Below are 19,120 nucleotides of genomic sequence, written 5' to 3'. Positions count from 1 at the left end.
CCGCTTACGCCGTCGCTGGGCGTCCAAACCCTGCCAGTTGTGCTTACCGTGCAAAGCCCTTCAACTGTTGCGCGTTCCCCGGCAAGAAGGGTAATCAGAGCATCCCCAGAAAGATTGACCGGCCAGCACGCCTTGCTTGGCTGTGCGCCGCACCATTCGGCTGCCGCATTGAGGGCAGGACACTTCGGACCGCACTGCCGGGGTCTCCTGAGGTGAGGAAGGGACCGACACCTTGGACGCGATTTGCGGGGCCTGGCTGCGATCCGCAGTGGTTTCGCGAATGAGTTGCAGCAGTGCTGCACCATCGATCAGGCGGATGTTGCGCCCGCTGGCGAACGCCGTGGCGTCTTGCGTGAAGCGCCCTGAGGTCACCACGAAGCCGGCGGACGCCCCGTGGGCGGCCATCACGCCGTACAACTCGCGGACTACCTGGACGCCGACCTGGAAGGCTTTCCAATGCTTGCACTGGACGAGGGACATCTCCCCTGCCTTGGTGAGGACCAGATCCACCCCGCCATCCGCGCCCTCTTGCGCCCGCTCCTGCACCGCATAGCCGCGTCGCCGGAACCCCTCACCCACGAGCTTTTCGAAAGCCTGCCAGGACATGCCTTGCAAGGCCTGTGCGCTGGAGCTGGCGGTCCCGCAGTCGTCCAGCAGATGGCGCCGCTCCCGACGCCTCACGGCGGAAAGCACCGCGCCCGTCAGGCACAGAAGCGGCAGCACGAATTGCCCGGCATAAGCCAGACTGCGCCAGAGCGCGCCGGTGATCACCTGTCCCATCTCGTGCGGCGTTCTCATCGCTGGCATGGGCTGGGATGCCAACATATGCAGCGCCCAATAAATCATGGCCGCCAGTCCAAGTCCAATCCACCATGGAAGCCGTGCCACCCAATCCATGAAATCGCCTGCGGCACTTTGTTTTTGACGTCTTCTTGCCATTTCTCCCCTCCTGCATTCCGCCAAGCGGATCAATCGAACATTTTGCAACAAATCTTCGGTCAGAGGACAGGGGGCCAGGAAATTTGCGGAACAGAGGAGGTAAGGAATCTGCCCGGGCGGAGATAACATGCTGTCGCCTTCCACCCCTGCCCTGCACCCAGGCCACGCCGCAAAACGGTCATGCTTGCGCCTGCCCATTGCGCCACACCCGCCCGTCTCAGTGGACACAACGCCTTTCGAAACCCGTGCGCACCGTTCCCTTGAAAACCCAACTGCTGCTGGTGGCTGTGGCGGCGATCCTGCCGCTGGCGATCGTGTGCGGCATCTCCCTGTCCGCCCTTTTCGAAAGCCAGCGTGCGCAAAACGAGGCGTCTAGCCTGGGTGTCGCACGCGCGCTGTCCACGGCAGTGGAGGGAGAGCTGCGACTGACGATGTCCGCCTTGCAAACGCTGGCTCTGGCAGATCCGTTGGGCACGGCGGATGGCGAGGGCAGAGCGCAGGCCCTCGCACTCAGCCGGGCGGTGCGCGCCTCCCATCCGGAGTGGCGCGGCTTGCTGCTGGCGGACCCTTCCGGACGCGTGGTGTTTTCCACTGAAACCGACCGCCCCAACAGCGCGAACGTGGTGGAGCGATCCAGCTTTGACGCAGCCGTCCAGACCCGACGACCCGTCGCCGGGTCCATGGCGCGTGGTGCCGGGGGCAATCTGGCCTTTCCGGTCCGCGTTCCGGTGATACGGGATGGCGTGGTGAAATATGTGTTGACAGCCATCATTCGACCGGAGGCCATTGCCGCCGTGCTGCGTGCGCAGCGCGTTCCCGAAGGGTGGTACGTGTCCGTCTTCGATGCCAATCTGGCTCGCATCGCCCGCACGGTGGACGACGAAAAATGGCGGGGTTCCGGCCCCAGTGAATCGCTCAAGCCCCTTTTCCAGGCACTGGGCTCCGACAAGCAAGAACTCCTGGGCACCAGCACCAATGTCGATGGTGTGCTTGCGAAGACTGTGCTCGCGCGGCTCGGCGAAGGGGGCTGGACGCTCGTCCTGGGCACATCGCTGTCGAAGGCAGAAAGCTCCTGGTGGCGCACCGCCGGGGCCTACGTGCTGGGTCTTCTGGCATCACTGGTTCTCGGGGGGACGGGTGCCTGGTGGATGTCGAAGTCCATCACGATGCCCATGCGCAGCCTGCGAGACGACGCCGATGCCCTGGGCCGGGGCGAATTGCGGCCATCCGGCATGTCGCGCATCACGGAAATCGACGCCGTGGCACGGGCGCTCGAATCGGCCGCCGTGCAGCGCGCCGGCAGTGAGGCAGAGCGGGAAGAGTTGCTGCAGCTTGAAAGCCATGCACGGTCCGCAGCCCAGGCGGCCGAACAGCGGCTGGGGTTGCTGGTCAATGCCAGTGCCGTACTTTCCGGATCACTGGAGGAGTCGGATACGCTTGACGCGATTGCCCGCCTGGTGGTGCCTGCCATCGGCGATGCCTGCCGGATCGATCTGCTGGATGAGCAAGGGGCCTTGCTGCCAAGGCTGAGCCACTCCAAATGGGCGGAGCACAGCGGCAGGCTTGCCGAACAGGACCACGTGCTGGTCCATGCCGCGGAAACGCCGCAGGTGCTGATCACCGCCCTCAAGACCGGCAAGCCCCGCCTGTATCCGTCCGGCCAGACCGGCGAAGTCGAGGGCCAGATCAAAGACATTTCAGCGCTTGTGCTGGAACTCGAAGCCGGCGCGGCCTGCGTCGTTCCACTCATTGCGCGGGGACGCACCATCGGCACCATGGCGGTGCTCCAGGCCGGCCCTAACCGCATCTTTGAAGCGGAAGACAGCGCACTGATCGGCGAACTTGCGCAACGCGCAGCCTTGGCGCTGGACAATGCGCTGCTCTTGTCGGAGGCACGGAAGGCGCAGCGCGAAGCCGAGTCGGCCAACCGCTCGAAAGATGAATTCCTGGCCATGCTGGGCCATGAACTCCGCAACCCTCTGGCGCCCATCGTGCTGGCCCTGCAGTTGATCGCCCGCCGCGATCCCACCGCATTTTCCCGGGAACGTGAAATCATCGACCGGCAGGTCAAGCACCTGTCGCGCCTGGTGGACGACCTGCTCGACATCTCGAGAATCGTGTCGGGAAAGATCACCCTGTCGCTGGAACCCGTGGATCTCCGAGAGGTGATGGAGCGTGCGCTGGAGCTGACGATGCCCGCCTTGCAGGCGCGCAGCTCCACGCCCCAGTTGAGCATGCCGACGACGCCTGTCCTCGTGCAGGGCGAATTGCTCCGGCTCGTTCAGATCGTCTGCAACCTGCTCAACAACGCCGCGAAATTCAGCCCACCGGACACACCCATCCGGATGGAACTCGCCAGCGAGGCGGGCTGGGCAGTGCTCCGCGTCAGCGATGAGGGCGTGGGCATCCCTGCCCACCTGCTCCACCACGTATTCGAGCGGTTCGTGCAGGGTGAGCAGGCCTTGGAGCGCGCGTCCGGGGGGCTCGGCCTGGGACTGGCCATCGCCCGCAGCTTGACGGGTCTGCACTCCGGCACCATCGCGGCGCACAGCGACGGACCGGGCAAAGGAAGCACTTTCACGCTGCGGTTGCCCTTGCTCGGCCGACCACGGGCCACCGATGACCCGCGAGGAGATACGGGATCGGAGGCCTTGCCTGCATTGCGACTGCTTTTGGTCGATGATAATACCGATGCCGCCGACCTTTTGGCGGAGTGGTTGGTAATGGAAGGCCATCGGGTGCGGGCCACCTACAGTGCCGCTGGCGGCCTCGCCCAGTTGGCCGAAGCACGGTTTGACGCGGCCATCTTCGACATCGGCCTGCCCGAGATCAGCGGGTACGAACTGGCGCGCCGCGTTCGCTCTCAGCCAGACACCCGGCACCTTCCTTTGATTGCATTGACAGGCTATGGAAGCGATGCCGACCGGCTGCTCGCGCTGGAGGCAGGTTTCGACGACCATTTCTCCAAGCCGGTGGACATGGGCAGATTGCTGGAGCGCCTGAGGGCGCTGCTGGCCGATCGCCACGAAAAGGACGCAGCATGGCATCCACGCCCATGAATCCGGACTGACGACCCGCCACGATCCGGTCGCATGCGGCGGCGGCCCTGGCCGCCTACAAGGACACAGCGTCCTCCGCGGAAGACGGCACGGCCGGTGGTGCAGGGAGCATCACCTTGTCAGGCGTCATGGGGGTGGAGCGAACGCGCCGGCCAGTGGCATGGAAGATGGCATTGCACACGGCCGCCGCCACACCCACGATACCGATCTCGCCCACCCCCTTGGCGCCCAGGCGGCTGACGATCCGGTCATCCTCCTGCACAAAAATCACGTCGATCGGCGGAATGTCGGCGTTGGTGGCAATGTGGTATTCCGCATAGTTGTGGTTCATGAACCGGCCCAGGGCATGGTCGGTCTGCGTCTCTTCATGCAATGCCTGGCTGATACCCCAGACCACGCCCCCGGTGATCTGGCTGTGGGCCGTTTTGGCATTGAGAATGCGCCCCGCAGCGATGGCACTGACGACCCGCGTGACACGAACCGTTCCCAGAGCCTCGTCTACCCGCACTTCGCAGAACACGGCGGAGTGGGTGGCCCTGACGAACTTCTTTTGCCGGAGCACGTTGGGAAGCATGAGGTGCCGCACCTCGATCATCGAGCGCCCTTGCGACGCCAGGATGTCGGCGAACGTGACACCCAAGTCCTGCGGTGGGGCGTCCCGGCGACGCATGCGACCCTCCTTGAATTCCACCTCCTGGAGCAGCACCTTGCCGAAGCCCATGCTCCGACTGCGCCTTGCCAGCGCCCAGAGCAACCGTTGCAGCTTCTCGCATGCGCCCTCCACCGCGGCACCGACCGTCGCTACATGCGACGAGCCGCCTTCCACAGGGGCCAACGGCAGGTTCGAGTCGCCCAGGGCGAAGGTTACCTGTTCCAGTGGCAATCCCATCGCTTCGGCGGCGATCATGGCCATCACCGTGTAGGTGCCGGTACCGATGTCGGAGGCCGCACTGCTCACGACCAATCGCCCGTCCGCATACATCACCGCGCGAACGCGCGCGAACATCTGCATGGCATCCCAGGTGCCCGTGGCCATGCCCCAGCCAATCAGCTCTCGCCCCTGCTGCATGGAGCGTGGCTCCAGCGGGCGCTGCGCCCAACCGAACCGCTCCGCACCTTGCTGGTAGCACGCATGCAGCTCCTTGGTAGAAAAGGGCAACCCCTTGGAGGCATCGCGATCGGCGTAGTTCTTGAGCCGCAAGATCAGCGGATCCATGCGCAGCTGATAGGCCAATTCGTCCATGGCCACTTCCAGCGCGTGCACGCCATGGGCGGCACCCGGTGCGCGCATATCGAGGGGGCTGTACTGGTCGAGAGGGACCAATCGGTAGCCGAGGCTGACGTTGTCGCACTGATAGAGCTGGCCGGACCAGTTCACCACCACTTCCACGTAGTCTTCAAGGCGCGAAGTCTCTGCCACAGCTTCGTGCATGACAGCCTTCAGAGAGCCATCGTGGTCCGCGGCCAGCCTGACGCGCTGCCATGTCTCGGGCCGGTGCCCGAACGTGAACATCTGCTGGCGCGTGAGCACCACCCGCACCGAACGCTGCAGGTGCAATGCAGCCATCACCGCCAGGATGAGCTGGTACTGCGGCCGCAGGCCCGACCCGAATGCCCCGCCAACGAAGGGATTACGAACGGTCACCTCTTCCTGCGAAAGACCGAACACGCGCGACACCACCCACCGGCTGTTCTGCGGGCTCTGGGTCTTGTCATAGATGGTGAGATGGCCATCGGCACTGCGCAGTACGGTGGAGGCATGCATCTCCATCGGATTGTGGTGCTCCACGCCGCTGTAGTACTGGGCATCGATCCTGACCGGAGCCGCGCCGAACGCTCGGGGGGCATTCCCCCGGGGCTTGGGTGGCGGTGAGTAGCCAGCCTTGAGCCGGCTCGATTCCCGCGCATGGCGCAAGTTGTGCACCAGATGGGTCTCGTGTTTTTCAACCTCGTAATCCAGCTCCACCAAGGCAGCGGCACAGCGCGCCGCCTCGAACGACGTGGCAACCACCAGCGCGACCGGCTGGCCGCTGTAGTGGATGCGCGCGTCGTGCAGAGGCTTGAACGGCGAGCCCCCAGGGGAAGTCATGTCCTTGTAGAAAAGATCGAGCGACCGAACCGCGGGGCGGTTCATGTGTGTGATGACATCGAGCACGCCCGGCACTGCACGCGCTCGATCCGTCCGCAGATTCAGAATCCGCCCTTTTGCCACGGTGCTGTTGACGACCACTCCATAAATCAGGTCATCGCTGGCATGCTCCGCAGCGTAGCGCGCCTGGCCCATGACCTTAAGGCGACCATCGATGCGGGAGACGGGCGCACCCGTCTTCACCAGCCCGGTGCCAGGCTCCGCCATGGGCTGCTGGGAGAGGGCCTGCCCGGCGCCGGGGTCTGTGCGGAAATCATCGTGGGTGCTCATGGTTGAAATTCCTGTACAGGTCCGGCACCCAGCTCTCCGGTGTTGGTCAGTTCGCCATCGCGCGCCATCTCGAGCGCACGCACGATGGCACGCCGGGCCAGAACGATCTTGAAACGGTTGTCACCGGGTCCACCCGGGGCACCGTGGCCGCAGGCATCCCGCAAGAGCAACTGCGCCGCCGCATGGAAGGCCGCAGCTTCCGGCGGCTGCCCCTCCAGAATCTGTTCCGCTTCGGCGTCGCGCCAGGGCTTGTGGGCCACGCCGCCCAACGCAATGCGAGGGCTTCGCATCAGCCCGGCAGCGTCCAGCTCGAACGCCGCAGCCACCGACACCAGGGCGAAGGCATAGGAGGCCCTGTCACGCAGCTTCAGATAGGTGCTGTGCTGCTGCAGCCCGTTGGCCGGCAGTTCGATGTGCACGATGAGTTCATCGCCCGACAGCGTGTTGTCGCGCTGCGGCGCGTTGCCTGGCAATCGATGGAAATCGGCGAACGCGATGGTTCGCTGCCCGTTCGGCGATTGCACATGCACCACCGCATCGAGCGCGGCAAGCGCCACGCACATGTCCGACGGATGCGTGGCCACGCAATGGTCGCTGGTCCCCAGGATGGCCAGTTGCCGGGCCAGCCCCTCACGCGCTGGACAACCCGTGCCCGGCTCACGTTTGTTGCAGGGTGTTCCCGTGTCGTAGAAGTAGTGGCACCGCGTGCGCTGCAACAGGTTGCCCCCATTGGTCGCCATGTTGCGAATCTGCGGCGATGCGCCCGCCAGGATGGCCGCCGACAGCAACGGATAGCGTTCGCGCACCAAGGGATGGCGCGCAGTGGCCGCATTCCGTGCCATGGCTCCAAGGCGCACGCCTCCATGGGGCAGGGCCTCGATGGAGGCCAGCGGCAGGCGGCTGATATCGATCAGCCACTGTGGGCGCACGACGTCTTCCTTCATCAGGTCGATCAGGTTGGTTCCCCCCGCGAGAAACTTGGCCTGCGGTGCGGTCTCGCCAGAGTCTGGCGCTTGGCCGCGCATTGCAGACAGGGCGGCATCCGCAGTGGCGACGGCTTCGTACCCGAATGCCCTCATGCCTGGCTCCCCTGCACCTTGAAGGGGCCGGGCGATGAATAACGCATGGCATCGACCCGAATGCCAGCCACCTGAGCGACCGCCTGCACGATCTGCGGATAGGCCCCGCAACGGCAGAGGTTACCGCTCATGCGCTCCCGAACCTCCTCAGCCGTGTGCACTGCCCCTTCGTTCAGCAGACCCACCGCGGAGCACAGCTGCCCTGGTGTGCAATAGCCGCACTGGAATGCGTCATGGTCGATGAAGGCCTGCTGCAAGGGATGCAGTCCGGTGTCTGTGAGCCCTTCTCCGGACAGGGCGGGTAGCCCTTCCACCGTGGTGATGTCCACCCCATCCTGCATGACCGCGAGCGTGAGGCACGCGTTGATGCGCTTCCCATCAGCCAGCACGGTACAAGCGCCGCACTGGCCATGATCGCAGCCTTTCTTGGTTCCCGTTAGCCCCAGCCGATCGCGCAGCAGGTCAAGCAGCGTGACCCAACTGGGAACTTCGACATGGTGGTCTTGGCCATTCACGCGCAGTCGCACGGAGTGGGCAGAAGCAAGGCGGTCGCCGCAGCTCTCATTGCGAGCTGCCGACAAAGGTTGGCTGGATTGCATGGCGCTTCTTTCACGGCCTGGTGGGCGAGCCAGTTTGCTCGGCAGGCCGCAGCCGGGTTGTAGGAATTGCGCCTGCATCCGCCGTCGCATGGAAATTTCTGTCAAGCTGTGGAACAAAGCACTGCCCACACGCCGTTTCCGCCCCTTGCCGCCTCCCCAGATGCCAGCCGCTGCCCCTGCGGATGCCCTCACTTTGCAGTTTCCCCCATCCATGCACTGGCGGGCCGTGGGCACCCTGCAAGGTCTGTGCTTGCACAGTCAGGCCGCTCCAGGCTCCCAGTTGGTATCGGAGGCCATGGCCATGGCCGATCAGGGATTGCTTGGCGACCGGTATGCCAATCGGCTTTCGCCACGCCAGGTTTTGCTGGCGGGGATAGATGCGTATCGCGACCTCCAACTGCCACCTTCCACGCTGCGCGAAAACCTGCTCATCGATGGCCCCACGGCAAGCCTGACCTCCGGGTCGCTGTTGAGAATCGGCCCGGAGGTGGTGCTCTGGATCACCTTCCAATGCGAGCCCTGCGCCCGCCTGGAGCAATGCCAGCCGGGCGTCGTCAAAGCGTTGAAGGGACGTCGCGGCACACTGGCGCGGGTGCTGCAAGGCGGCATGCTGCGGGTGGGCGATGCCATCTGCCAAGGACCTGCGCCGATTCCCCCTCTGAGCGACGATTGGAAGGGACGCATCGTCGACATCGTGCGGCGGATACCGGCTGGCAAGCGCGTCGGGTATGGGCAGTTGGCCGAACTCGCTGGCGTCGCCAAGGGGTACTGCCGGGCATTCCCACGGGTGTTGAGCCAGTGGTGTCCTGACACGGCAGAGCGTGCGCAAGCAGGCGTGGTGACGCATGCACAAGAGCGCTGGGAGGGCACCGAACTCTTTGATGTGCATGCCCTCCTGGCTGCGCAGGCCGCGCGCCACGGAATGGGCGTCCAGACCGTCGCATGGGCCGCACAAGGGTTCCCGGAAAAAACGCGTTGAATCCCGAAGGAATTTTCGCGGCGGCCGATGGCACGGCGATCAACCGCCCATTGCGACGACCAGTGAACGGGGCCGCATGTCCCTCCAGTGCGTTTCGATGTACGAACGGCACGCTGCTCTGTCGGATGCAGGCAAGGCCACCTCCCAGCCAGCGGGCACATCGAGAAACGCGGGCCACAGTGAGTGCTGGCCTTCGGGATTGGTCAGCACCAGGAAACGGCCGTTCTCGTCGTCGAATGGATTGCTCATGTCAGGTCTCCTTGGAAAATCATGCAAATTCCGCGATGGCGGGGGCTCTTTCATGCAACGTCACCAGGGCCGATGCGATCTCGGTCAGCGCGTGGTGGCGTGCGAAATCCAGTCGCAGCGCTTGGGCGCGCTGCCGGTAGGAAGGGTCGTCCAGCAGTTTGCGCACCGCATCGCCGATTTGACGCGCGCTGGGCTGCCCGGTGGCCAGGTTGATGCCGGCGCCCGACCAGGCGACTCGCGCGGCGATTTCCGGCTTCTCCTCGGTCGCGCCCGCCACGACCAGCGGCACGCCCAGACTGAGCGCATGGTTGACTGAGCCATATCCACCATTGGTGACCATGGCGTGCACCTTGGGCAACAGCCGGTCATATGGCAAAAATGGCACCACACGGGCGTTGGCGGGCAGCATCGCGGTGCTGAGGCCTGGGGGCACTGGTCCGCCCGTGGTCGCAATCACCTGGATGTCATCGAACCTGGCCAGCGCCTGCACGGTGGGCCCGATCAACTGCGCAGGGTTCTGATTGGCCAGCGTGCCCTGCGTGACCAACACGACGGACCGGCCGTCATCCAGTTCCGGCCACCAGCCAGGTGGGTTGAAGTCGGCACGTGACGGTGCCAGCAGCGGCCCCACGAACCGGACGGAGCCAGGCAGGTCGCTGCGTGGATACTCGAAAGATGCCGACGTCAGTTGGAGGTACCGATCCGGCAGCGTCACCATCGCATCGATGAAAAAATGGGGCAGTGCCGGCGCTCCCAAGCGCGCCAGTTCACCATTGAAATGGCGTTGCACATCGCCGAACATCACCTGCTGAAGATTGCGGTTCATGGCTTGGTTGCGAGTGCGACCTTCGGCCGTGGACGAAGGCGGCAGCGCCGTGCCAAAAAAGGCAGTGTCCCGGCTGGACAGCGCCAGCGCCGAAATGCCGATGGCGACGATGGCGGGCCGCTCCTCCCGCGGTCCCAGCAGCATCGGGAACGTGCCGCAAAACATCGTGTCCACCAAAATGGCATCGGCATCGAAATGCGCCAGGATGCGCCGCAACCCCGCCAGTTGCGGCGCCATCGCGTCGGCAAAGAAGTGCTTCAGTCCAAAGCACAGCTGCGCATGGGCGGAAGGCTGTTGCAGACGTTGCGGAAACCGCCGGTCCAGCTCCTGGTGCTCGAAGTCAATCGACGGATCGAACGCGGTGAAGGACGCGCCCGTGGCCAAGGCCTGTTCCTTGAAGTGGCTGGCAGTGTGCACCCGCACCTGGTGTCCCTGACGCACCAGATGCTGGGCGATGGCCAGCATGGGCAACACATGTCCCGGCAGGGCGGTTGCTGCAATGAGATAACGTGCCATGGTTTCCTCCTTCGTTCAAGAAATGCTGGTTTCCAGGGCACGGTGTGCCTTGGCATCGATACCCAGATCGACGAAATAGCGGTGCAGCAGATCACGATCCACCGGCCGGATTGCCGCACCGATGGATTCAAGTTGCGCGTGGGTTGCCGCGCCGCACACCTTCGGTGGCGTGGCTGATGCGTCATAGCGGTCCAGGATGGCCAGCACAGCAGCCAAATCGCGGTCCTGCCCCTCGGCCAGCCGCACGTGGGCACGCCGCAGCCAGGACTCCAGCGCCACCGGTTCCAGATGCAGCCCGAGACGCTCGAACACCGGAGGAATGTCCCGCACCCGCAGCGGCGCCGGACTCACCAGGTGGTACACCTGCCCCCACGAAGATGCCCGGGCAGCCAGGCCCAGGATGGCCCGCGCCACATCGTCCACCGGGGTCATGTTCAGAGGCAAGTCCATGTCGGGGATGGACTGCAGGTCCGCATACAGGTGTGCCACCCGCCAGATCAGGTCAGCGGCATTGCAAATCGCGTGATCGTGGTCACCGGTCACGGCACCGAGCCGATAGATGGCCACCGGCATTCCCCGCGCCTGCGCTTCCCGGGCCAACGCGTCGGCGACCCACTTGCTCTGGCTGTAGCCGTCCACCAGGCCGTTCCAGGAAGGCAGCGCCGAACGCTCCGTGACCGTGCCACCGTCCTCGTTCTGGCCAATCACGGCCAGCGTCGAGACGTAATGCAGGGTCTTTGGCCGCCCTTGCGATGTCCATTCGAGCAATGTGACCACGCTGTCCACATTGGGGCCCTTCAGGCTGGCGTACGGATGCAGAAAATCCACCTGCGCGGCGCAGTGGTAGATGGAGTCGCAGCCGTCGCGGACCCGTTGCACGGCGGCTTCATCCAGCCCCAACTGCGGTGCACCCAGATCGCCCGTGACCACCTGGATTCGCGCATCGTCCCATATCGCGCCAAGCTGCCGCTCTGCCATGGCGCGTTGCAGGCGCTGCCGCCCCTGCGCCTCGTCGGCAGCCCGCACGTGGCAGACCACGCAAGCCGAGGTGTCGCGCAACAGCGCAGCCAGCAGATGGCTTCCGACGAATCCGCTGGCCCCGGTGAGAAAGACATGCGCCGGCGTCAGACTGGGCGCCCCGGGCTGTCCCTGGATGTGCTCTGGCAAATGGATCTCGCGCGCAAGATCCAGGGAGACTCCATCGTCGCCAGCCTGGTCCATCCACTGGGCCAATTGTGCGATCGACGGGCGGTTGTAAACCTCCGCATGAGGAAAGTCAGGGTGGATCTGGTCCCGGATCCGCATGCCCAACTGGATTGCCATCAGCGAATGGCCACCGATTTCGAAAAAGTTGTCGTGAATGCCCACTCGCGGCAAATGCAGGATGTCAGCCCACAACGCGGCCAAAGCGATTTCCGTGTCGGTGCGCGGCGCGGCGTAAGGCTGGTCGCCCGGCGCCTGCGGCTCGGGCAGCGCCTTACGGTCCAGCTTTCCACTCGGGCTCAGCGGCAATGCCGGTAATTGAACGAACGCCGATGGCACCATGTACTCGGGCAGCGACAGCGCAAGATGGCTGCGCAGTTCCCCTGACGCAGGCTCGCCCTCACCGGTGGACACCACGTACGCCACCAGCCGCTTTTCCCCTGCCACGTCCTCGCGGGCTATCACCGCCGCCTGCGCCACCAGAGGGTGCTGCAGCAAGGCCGATTCGATCTCTCCCGGCTCAATGCGCAAGCCCCGGATCTTCACCTGCTGGTCGGCCCGGCCCAGGAAGTCCAGACTGCCGTCGGTGCGCCAGCGCGCCAGATCGCCTGTGCGGTACATGCGGCTGCCCGGACCGCCATGCGGATTGGCCACAAAGCGCTCTGCGCTCAGCACCGGGCGGCCCAGGTAGCCCCGCGCCAGGCCCATGCCCGCGATGTACAACTCGCCCGTCACCCCCACGGGCACCGGCTGAAGGTCTCCGTCCAGCACGTACATATGCGTGTTGCAGATCGGTTGCCCGATCGATGGCACGGTCCCGGCCTGCATGGGCTCGCTCAGGCTCGCGCAGATCGTGATCTCCGTCGGGCCGTAGGCGTTGATCATGCGGCGCCCTGTCGCCCACTGCGCTGCGAGCGCGGGCGGGCACACATCGCCACCGACCACCAGCGTGCGCAGCGCTGGAAATTCGCCGGGCGGCACCGAAGCCAGCGCGGCAGGCGGAATCAGGGCATGGCTGATCGACTGGCGAACCAGCCCCTGCGCCAGATCCTGTCCCAGCCATGGCGCAGGCCCGGGCAACACCAGCGCCGCGCCAACGTGAAAGGCCATCAACAGGTCCATCACCGACGCATCGAAACCACTGGAAGAAAACTGCAGTACGCGGGCGTCCTGCCCAATGTCCATCTGCTCGGCCATGGAAGCGGCCAGGGAGTGAAGGCCTGCGTGCGGCACCACGACCCCCTTCGGGGTTCCGCTGGAGCCCGACGTATAGATGAGGTATGCCGCCTCCTGCGCGTGAGGGCCATCATGGTGTCGCGCAGCGCCCCAACCGCCTGGGCGGCTGTCCGACTGGATCGCCAGGGCCGCAACCGTCAGGTCGCTGTCAAGCGCCATGCAATTCGCCACATCGCTCAGCCTCGGCAGCAACGCTTCGTGCGTAAGGACGGCGGTGGGAGCGGCCTCTTGAAACACCAGCGCACTGCGTCCTGCCAGATGGTTCGGATCGAGGGGCAGGTAAGCTGCCCCCGCCTTGACGATGGCCAGGTGCGCTACGACCAGATCGAGCGAGCGCGGCAGCACCGTCGCGACGATGGACCCAGCAGCCACGCCCCGTGCCTGCAGCAGGTGGGCCAGGCGGTTGGCCCGTGTGTCGAGCTCGCCATAGCGGATCGTGGTGCCATCCAGAATCACCGCAGGTGCCTGGGGTCGCCGGCTGGCGTGGCCCTCAACCATCGAGGCAATGGTCTTGGTAACCAAGGGGCGCTCGAAGCCGCTCCACTCCTGCAACAAACGGCGGCGCTCCTGGGGATGCAGGATGTCGATGCGGCCCATCGCCTCGTCCGGGGTGTCGCACGCCTGTTCCAGCCAGCTTACCAGCCGGACCGCCAGGGACTCCACGGTGGACCTGTCGAACAGATCGGTGCTGTATTGAATGCCACCCGAAATCCCACCGGGCAGGCCATCGTGATGGCGTTGCTCCGTCAGGATGAAGGACAGATCGAATTTGGCAGTGTCCACGGCCACAGGCTGCGGCGTGATCGACAGCCCCGGAAGGCTGAATGACAACCGGCTGCTGTTCTGGAATCCCAGCATGACCTGAAACAGCGGCAGATTGGACCGCGAGCGCCCCGGCCGCAGCAACTCCACCAGGCGGTCGTAAGGAAAATCCTGGTTCGCATAGGCCGACAGATTGGTGGCACGCACACGCGCAATCAGTTCGCGCAACCCTGGCTGGCCCGACGTATCGGTACGCAAAACGAGCGTGTTAACGAAACAGCCGATCAGCCCATCCAGGGCGTGGTCACTGCGCCCCGCGACCGGGCTGCCGATCACGATGTCGTCGCCAGCCCCCAAGCGGCTCAGCAACGCGGCCAAGGCAGCCTGGAGCACCATGAAAACGCTGGCTTGCCCGTCTCGGGCCAGCTGCAGCATGCGTTCATGGACCGCAGCCGGTATGTGCAGCGGGACCACGTCGCCACGGTGGCTGGGCACCAGGGGGCGGGGACGGTCGACAGGCAATGCCATTTGCTCAGGCAGGTCGCGCAGCGCGTCATGCCAGAACCTGCGCTGCCGGCCGGCCAGGCTATCGGGATCGTCTTCGCTGCCCAGCAGCGCCTGCTGCCACAGTGCGTAGTCAGCGTACTGGAGCGGCAGCGGCTCCCAATCTGGAGTCTGGCGGCTGCAACGCGCGGCGTAGGCCACGCTCAGGTCCCGCGCCAATGGCAGCAGCGAAGCACCATCGCCTGCGATGTGGTGGGTGAGCAGCAACAGCACATGCTCGTCCTCGGCCAGCCGGAACAGCGAGACCCGCAAAGGCATCGAATGGCACAGGTCGAAGGCGTGGCGGGCCGCCGCGTGCAACTGCGCAGTCAAATCGTCTTCGCAGGCCTCCGCCTCAATCACGGGTGGGTGGGCGTCGGCACCGTCAAGGATCTGTTGGTATGGCAGCCCCGCCTCATGCGGGTAGATCGTGCGCAAACTCTCATGGCGCTGCACCAGATCGCCCAAGGCGGCGTGCAGCGCCACGCGGTCTAGCATGCCGGACAAGCGTAACGCCAGGGGCATGTTGTATGCCGGATTGGCACCATCCAGCTGGTTCATGAGCCACAGGCGACGTTGTGCGGACGACAGCGGAATCCGCGCCGGGCGGGGCATCGGTGCCAGGCGCGGCCGCGCCACCGCCTCCTGGTCCAGCCGCTCCGCCAACCCCGCAATGGTGGAGACCTGGAACAAGGTGTCCAGGGGCAGATCGATCAGGAACTGCTGCCGGATCATCGAGATCAACTGCACGATCATCAGAGAATGCCCGCCCAACTCGAAGAAGTTGTCGTGAATGCCGACACGGGGCAGATGCAGTGTCTCGGCCCACAGGTCCGCGAGTGCCTTCTCCGTCGGTGTGCGCGGTGCCGCATAGGCAACGGCGCTTTGTACCTCTGGCGCAGGCAGCGCCTTGCGGTCCAGCTTTCCACTCGGGCTCAGCGGCAATGCCGGTAATTGAACGAACGCCGATGGCACCATGTACTCGGGCAGCGACAGCGCAAGATGGCTGCGCAGTTCCCCTGACGCAGGCTCGCCCTCACCGGTGGACACCACGTACGCCACCAGCCGCTTTTCCCCTGCCACGTCCTCGCGGGCTATCACCGCCGCCTGCGCCACCAGAGGGTGCTGCAGCAAGGCCGATTCGATCTCTCCCGGCTCAATGCGCAAGCCCCGGATCTTCACCTGCTGGTCGGCCCGGCCCAGGAAGTCCAGACTGCCGTCGGTGCGCCAGCGCGCCAGATCGCCTGTGCGGTACATGCGGCTGCCCGGACCGCCATGCGGATTGGCCACAAAGCGCTCTGCGCTCAGCACCGGGCGGCCCAGGTAGCCCCGCGCCAGGCCCATGCCCGCGATGTACAACTCGCCCGTCACCCCCACGGGCACCGGCTGGAGTCCACTGTCCAGCACCACCATTTGCGTGTTCCAGATGGGGTGGCCGATGGGTACGCCCTCCGAACCCGACTCCATCAGCGGCGTGCTTGGGCAGGCCCATGCAGTCACATCGACAGCCGCCTCCGTGGGACCGTACAAGTTGTGCAGTTCACATCCCAACTGCTGGTGAAATTTGCCTGCCAGCGCAGACGACAGGGCCTCGCCGCTGCAGACCACGCGCCGCAGGCTGGCACAGGCGGATGCTGCCGGCTCCAGCAGGAAGACCTCCAGCATCGAGGGCACGAAATGCAGGGTGGTGATGCCTTCGCGAACGATGATCTCGGCCAGGTAGGCTGCATCCTTATGCCCTCCCGGCTTGGCAAGCACCAGCGTGGCGCCGTCGATCAGGGGCCAGAAGAACTCCCACACCGACACATCGAAGCTGGAAGGGGTCTTCTGCAGCACTCGGTCATCGGCTTGCAGGCCATATTGGTTCTGCATCCACCGGAGCCGGTTGACGATGGCACGGTGCGATACAGCGACCCCCTTCGGATTTCCGGTCGATCCAGACGTGTAGATCACATAGGCCGGCTGCGCCGTGTCAAGCGTTCCCAGCGGCTCCGGGCGGGTCTCGGGATGTCTGCCCAATTCGTCGATGGTTTCCGGGTCATCGAGCAGCACAAACGACACTGTTGCGGCCAGGGTTTGCACTAAAGACTTGGTCGTGACAAGGCATACCGGCCGGGCATCGCCCAGCATGTAGGCAATGCGATCCGCCGGAAAGTCCGGATCGACCGGCAAATAGGCGGCCCCGGTTTTCAGAATGGCCAGCAAGGCCACCATGAGATCCAGCGACCGCGGCACGGCGATTGCCACAACACGCTCCGGCCCTGCGCCACGCGCACGCAGCAGGTGCGCCAACCGATTCGCCCTTTGATTCAGTTCACCACGGCTCAGCACTTGGTCCTCGAACCGCAAGGCAGTGGCTTGGGGGTCAGCCAGCAAACCAGCCTCAATGCAGGTCGACAGGTGAATGTCGGGCACCGTCTGCTCCGTGTCATTCCAACCCGCCAGCACCTGTTGGCGCTCCTGCGCGCCCAGCAACTCGATGCGTCCGATGGCCTGATCCGGCCGCTCGATCACGGCCGCCATGAGCGTCAGCAGCCGCCGCTGATGCTCGGCCAGGGTCTGTGCGGTGTACAGCGCTGGATTCGCATCGAAATCGATCTGCAGATCCTGGCCGTTGCCGCGCTCGTACAGAAAGATGCCCAGATCCTCTGCCGTTCCGTTGGAAAGATTACGTGGTTTGGCCACGTGCCCCGCAAAACGGAAGTCGTAGTCGAAAGGCTCCACATTGACGACAGTGGTGAAGAGTTGCCGGTGGTTCAGCAGAAGATTCAAATCGCCCCGCAGGGTCTCGTAGCGATAGCACTGGTGCCGCAGGATCTGGCGCATTTGGCGGCCCACTTCGCGAACGAGCTCAGGGAAGGAAAGGTCAGGGCGCATGGACAGGCGCAGCGGCAATGCATTCGCCACCATGGCAGGAACCCGTCGCATGCGCTCGTTGTGCCGCGCGGTGACCGGGATGCCGATCACCATGTCTTCAACCCCCGTGGTGCGATAGAGATAGGCAGCCGTCGTGGCGATCAGGATCTGAGGCAGCGTGCTTCCCCAGGCCTGGCCGATGGCATGAAGCGCTTGAACGCTGTCGGCCGGCAGGTGCACGGTCTGGCGCAGCAGGCCGCCGATGTTCACCGACTGACGCGACGCCAGGGTCAAGGGTTCCGGCACGTCAGCAAAGCGCTCCATCCAGTATTGGCGGTCTCTCGGAAACCGACCGGATTCACGGTAGGCGCGCTCCTCTTCGGCCAACTGTGCCATCGGTGCAAGTCGCGAGGTTTCAGAAATGGTGTTCCCCTGGACCAGCGCCGTGTAGATATCCGCAATGCGCCGCGCCACCAAGCCGCCACCGAAACCATCCAGCAGGATATGGTGGCTGCGCTGATAGCAGACATGCCGCCCTGGCGCGAGTCGGATCAGCGCGCAGAGCCACAACTGCCCTGATGCCAGTTCTGCCCGATGACTGAAATCAGCCTGCATCCATACCTGCGCTGCGGCCATCGGGTCGGCCTCGCCGCTGAAATCGAGGAAGGGCAACTCTCCATTGAAGGTCGGTGCGAGCACCTGCTTCGGGCCTTGCCCCGCATCGAGAAAGTTGAGCCGCGTGGCCTCGGCTTCGTCGGTGACTCGGCGCACCGCCTCGGCGAACAATGCGGGATCGATGTCTCCCTCGATGTCGATGGCCTCAGCCAAATTGAAGTTGGTGTCTGCCGAAGCGAACTGAGACCCCAGCCACATGGCCATCTGGCCTGCCATGAGCTCGGCGGAGCCACCGGATTGATCGACCGTATTCATGCAATTCTCCCTGTCGTATGGACGAAAGTCAGCATCCGCACCTGCACCGCACGGACGTATGTCGCTCTTGAAATCGTTATTGGCAGGCTCGCAGGAGCCTGAGATCGCGCTGGCCGGCCAGAGCCGGCCGGGTGTGGAACGTGCCGGCATCGCGCGGCCTTGGCGGCCCGCGCCTGCCGGGCTTAGTCGACGTTCGAGATCAAGGGAAGAAAGCCCTTCACCGCCGCTCTGGACAGCCGCCTGAATGCACCGGCCAGCCGGCCTCGCCCCCGCCGCATGGCGGAGCAGTGGCGCGTTGCAGCGGCGTGAGGCAAAAACATCCACACACATCCAATGCGCCAAAGACACCGGAGCGTTTACTCGCGTGGGGGCGCCGGTAGGCGGAGCAAGACCAAGCCCTCCCATGGCCCGCGGGTGGAAACATTCTGCGGCGTCCGACGTCGCTTTTTTGAATGCACGCCCGCAGACGCAACCCCGGCCTCCCAGCACCTTGGACGCCCATGCAATGACGCGCCTTCCAAATCACGCCCATACGCTGCGCCCACCCTCTCCATTGATTCAATGACATGAATCCCTCCCGTCCCTGTCTATTACGGCTGTTTATTTTGAGCCGACACATTTATTTTCAAAAAGTCTAGTAGGGGTGGCCGCTCTCAATGCAAGGGTTTACCCTTATTATTCAAACAGTGAATAATCCCTTCAAACGCAATTCCACAAAGAACCGTTACCAATAGAAAAATATAATGATCAATCACTGCCCGTTCCACCATTCCATATAGCACACAGGCCATGAGTACTCCGAGATGAGATTCAGGCCCCCTTCTGCTAACGATGAATGCCTCACGCACCAAAGTATTTTTTACTCACAGCATCGATAAATATTTGAGATTCTTTATTCACATAACCACAAAGAATGTCTTATTGG

At 64.4% G+C, this 19,120-nt stretch carries 9 protein-coding genes; 2 read left to right on the top strand and 7 right to left on the bottom strand.

All coding sequences use genetic code 11. The features are described 5' to 3' along the window. Nucleotides 1–60: 60 nt before the first annotated feature. Entirely contained in the window at nucleotides 61–939 is an 879-nt protein-coding gene (locus tag AVME950_RS10795) for a restriction endonuclease (protein ID WP_284430234.1), read from the bottom strand. 245 nt (nucleotides 940–1,184) lie between these two features. On the opposite strand from AVME950_RS10795, the gene AVME950_RS10790 reads away from it, so the two are divergent. Beyond that, nucleotides 1,185–3,998, top strand: coding sequence for a hybrid sensor histidine kinase/response regulator (locus tag AVME950_RS10790; protein ID WP_284429826.1), 2,814 nt, complete (start codon nucleotides 1,185–1,187; stop codon nucleotides 3,996–3,998). A 55-nt stretch (nucleotides 3,999–4,053) separates the two neighbouring features. Here AVME950_RS10790 and AVME950_RS10785 read toward each other — a convergent pair whose 3' ends face one another. The 3 genes from AVME950_RS10785 to AVME950_RS10775 are packed head-to-tail and all read right to left on the bottom strand — an operon-like array spanning nucleotide 4,054 to nucleotide 8,095. Next, on the bottom strand, nucleotides 4,054–6,417 hold the full coding sequence (locus tag AVME950_RS10785; RefSeq protein ID WP_284429825.1) for a xanthine dehydrogenase family protein molybdopterin-binding subunit: 2,364 nt from the start codon (nucleotides 6,415–6,417) through the stop codon (nucleotides 4,054–4,056). Beyond that, entirely contained in the window at nucleotides 6,414–7,496 is a 1,083-nt protein-coding gene (locus tag AVME950_RS10780) for an FAD binding domain-containing protein (RefSeq protein WP_284429824.1), read from the bottom strand. The genes AVME950_RS10785 and AVME950_RS10780 overlap by 4 nt, the downstream gene beginning before the upstream one ends. Continuing rightward, on the bottom strand, nucleotides 7,493–8,095 hold the full coding sequence (locus AVME950_RS10775) for a (2Fe-2S)-binding protein (RefSeq protein WP_284429823.1): 603 nt from the start codon (nucleotides 8,093–8,095) through the stop codon (nucleotides 7,493–7,495). Before AVME950_RS10775 ends, AVME950_RS10780 begins: the two co-directional genes overlap by 4 nt. Before the next feature lie 88 nt (nucleotides 8,096–8,183). Between AVME950_RS10775 and AVME950_RS10770 the strand changes: the two genes are divergently transcribed. After that, a complete protein-coding gene (locus AVME950_RS10770) occupies nucleotides 8,184–9,074 on the top strand; it encodes an MOSC domain-containing protein (RefSeq protein ID WP_284429822.1) in 891 nt (296 codons plus the stop codon). 39 nt (nucleotides 9,075–9,113) lie between these two features. Here AVME950_RS10770 and AVME950_RS10765 read toward each other — a convergent pair whose 3' ends face one another. The 3 genes from AVME950_RS10765 to AVME950_RS10755 are packed head-to-tail and all read right to left on the bottom strand — an operon-like array spanning nucleotide 9,114 to nucleotide 18,195. Further along, a complete protein-coding gene (locus AVME950_RS10765; RefSeq protein WP_284429821.1) occupies nucleotides 9,114–9,323 on the bottom strand; it encodes an MbtH family protein in 210 nt (69 codons plus the stop codon). Nucleotides 9,324–9,342: 19 nt separating this feature from the next. After that, nucleotides 9,343–10,665, bottom strand: a complete 1,323-nt coding sequence (locus tag AVME950_RS10760; protein WP_284429820.1) for a glycosyltransferase — start codon at nucleotides 10,663–10,665, stop codon at nucleotides 9,343–9,345. Between the two features lie 15 nt (nucleotides 10,666–10,680). Then, a complete protein-coding gene (locus AVME950_RS10755) occupies nucleotides 10,681–18,195 on the bottom strand; it encodes a non-ribosomal peptide synthetase (RefSeq protein ID WP_284429819.1) in 7,515 nt (2,504 codons plus the stop codon). Between the last annotated feature and the right edge of the window lie 925 nt (nucleotides 18,196–19,120).

Origin of the sequence: Acidovorax sp. SUPP950, from assembly GCF_030158935.1 — a bacterium.
In the GTDB taxonomy this organism is placed as follows: Bacteria; Pseudomonadota; Gammaproteobacteria; order Burkholderiales; family Burkholderiaceae_C; genus Paracidovorax.
The sequence above is the reverse complement of the archived record's forward strand: the minus strand, read 5'-3'. Positions and strand labels throughout refer to the sequence as shown.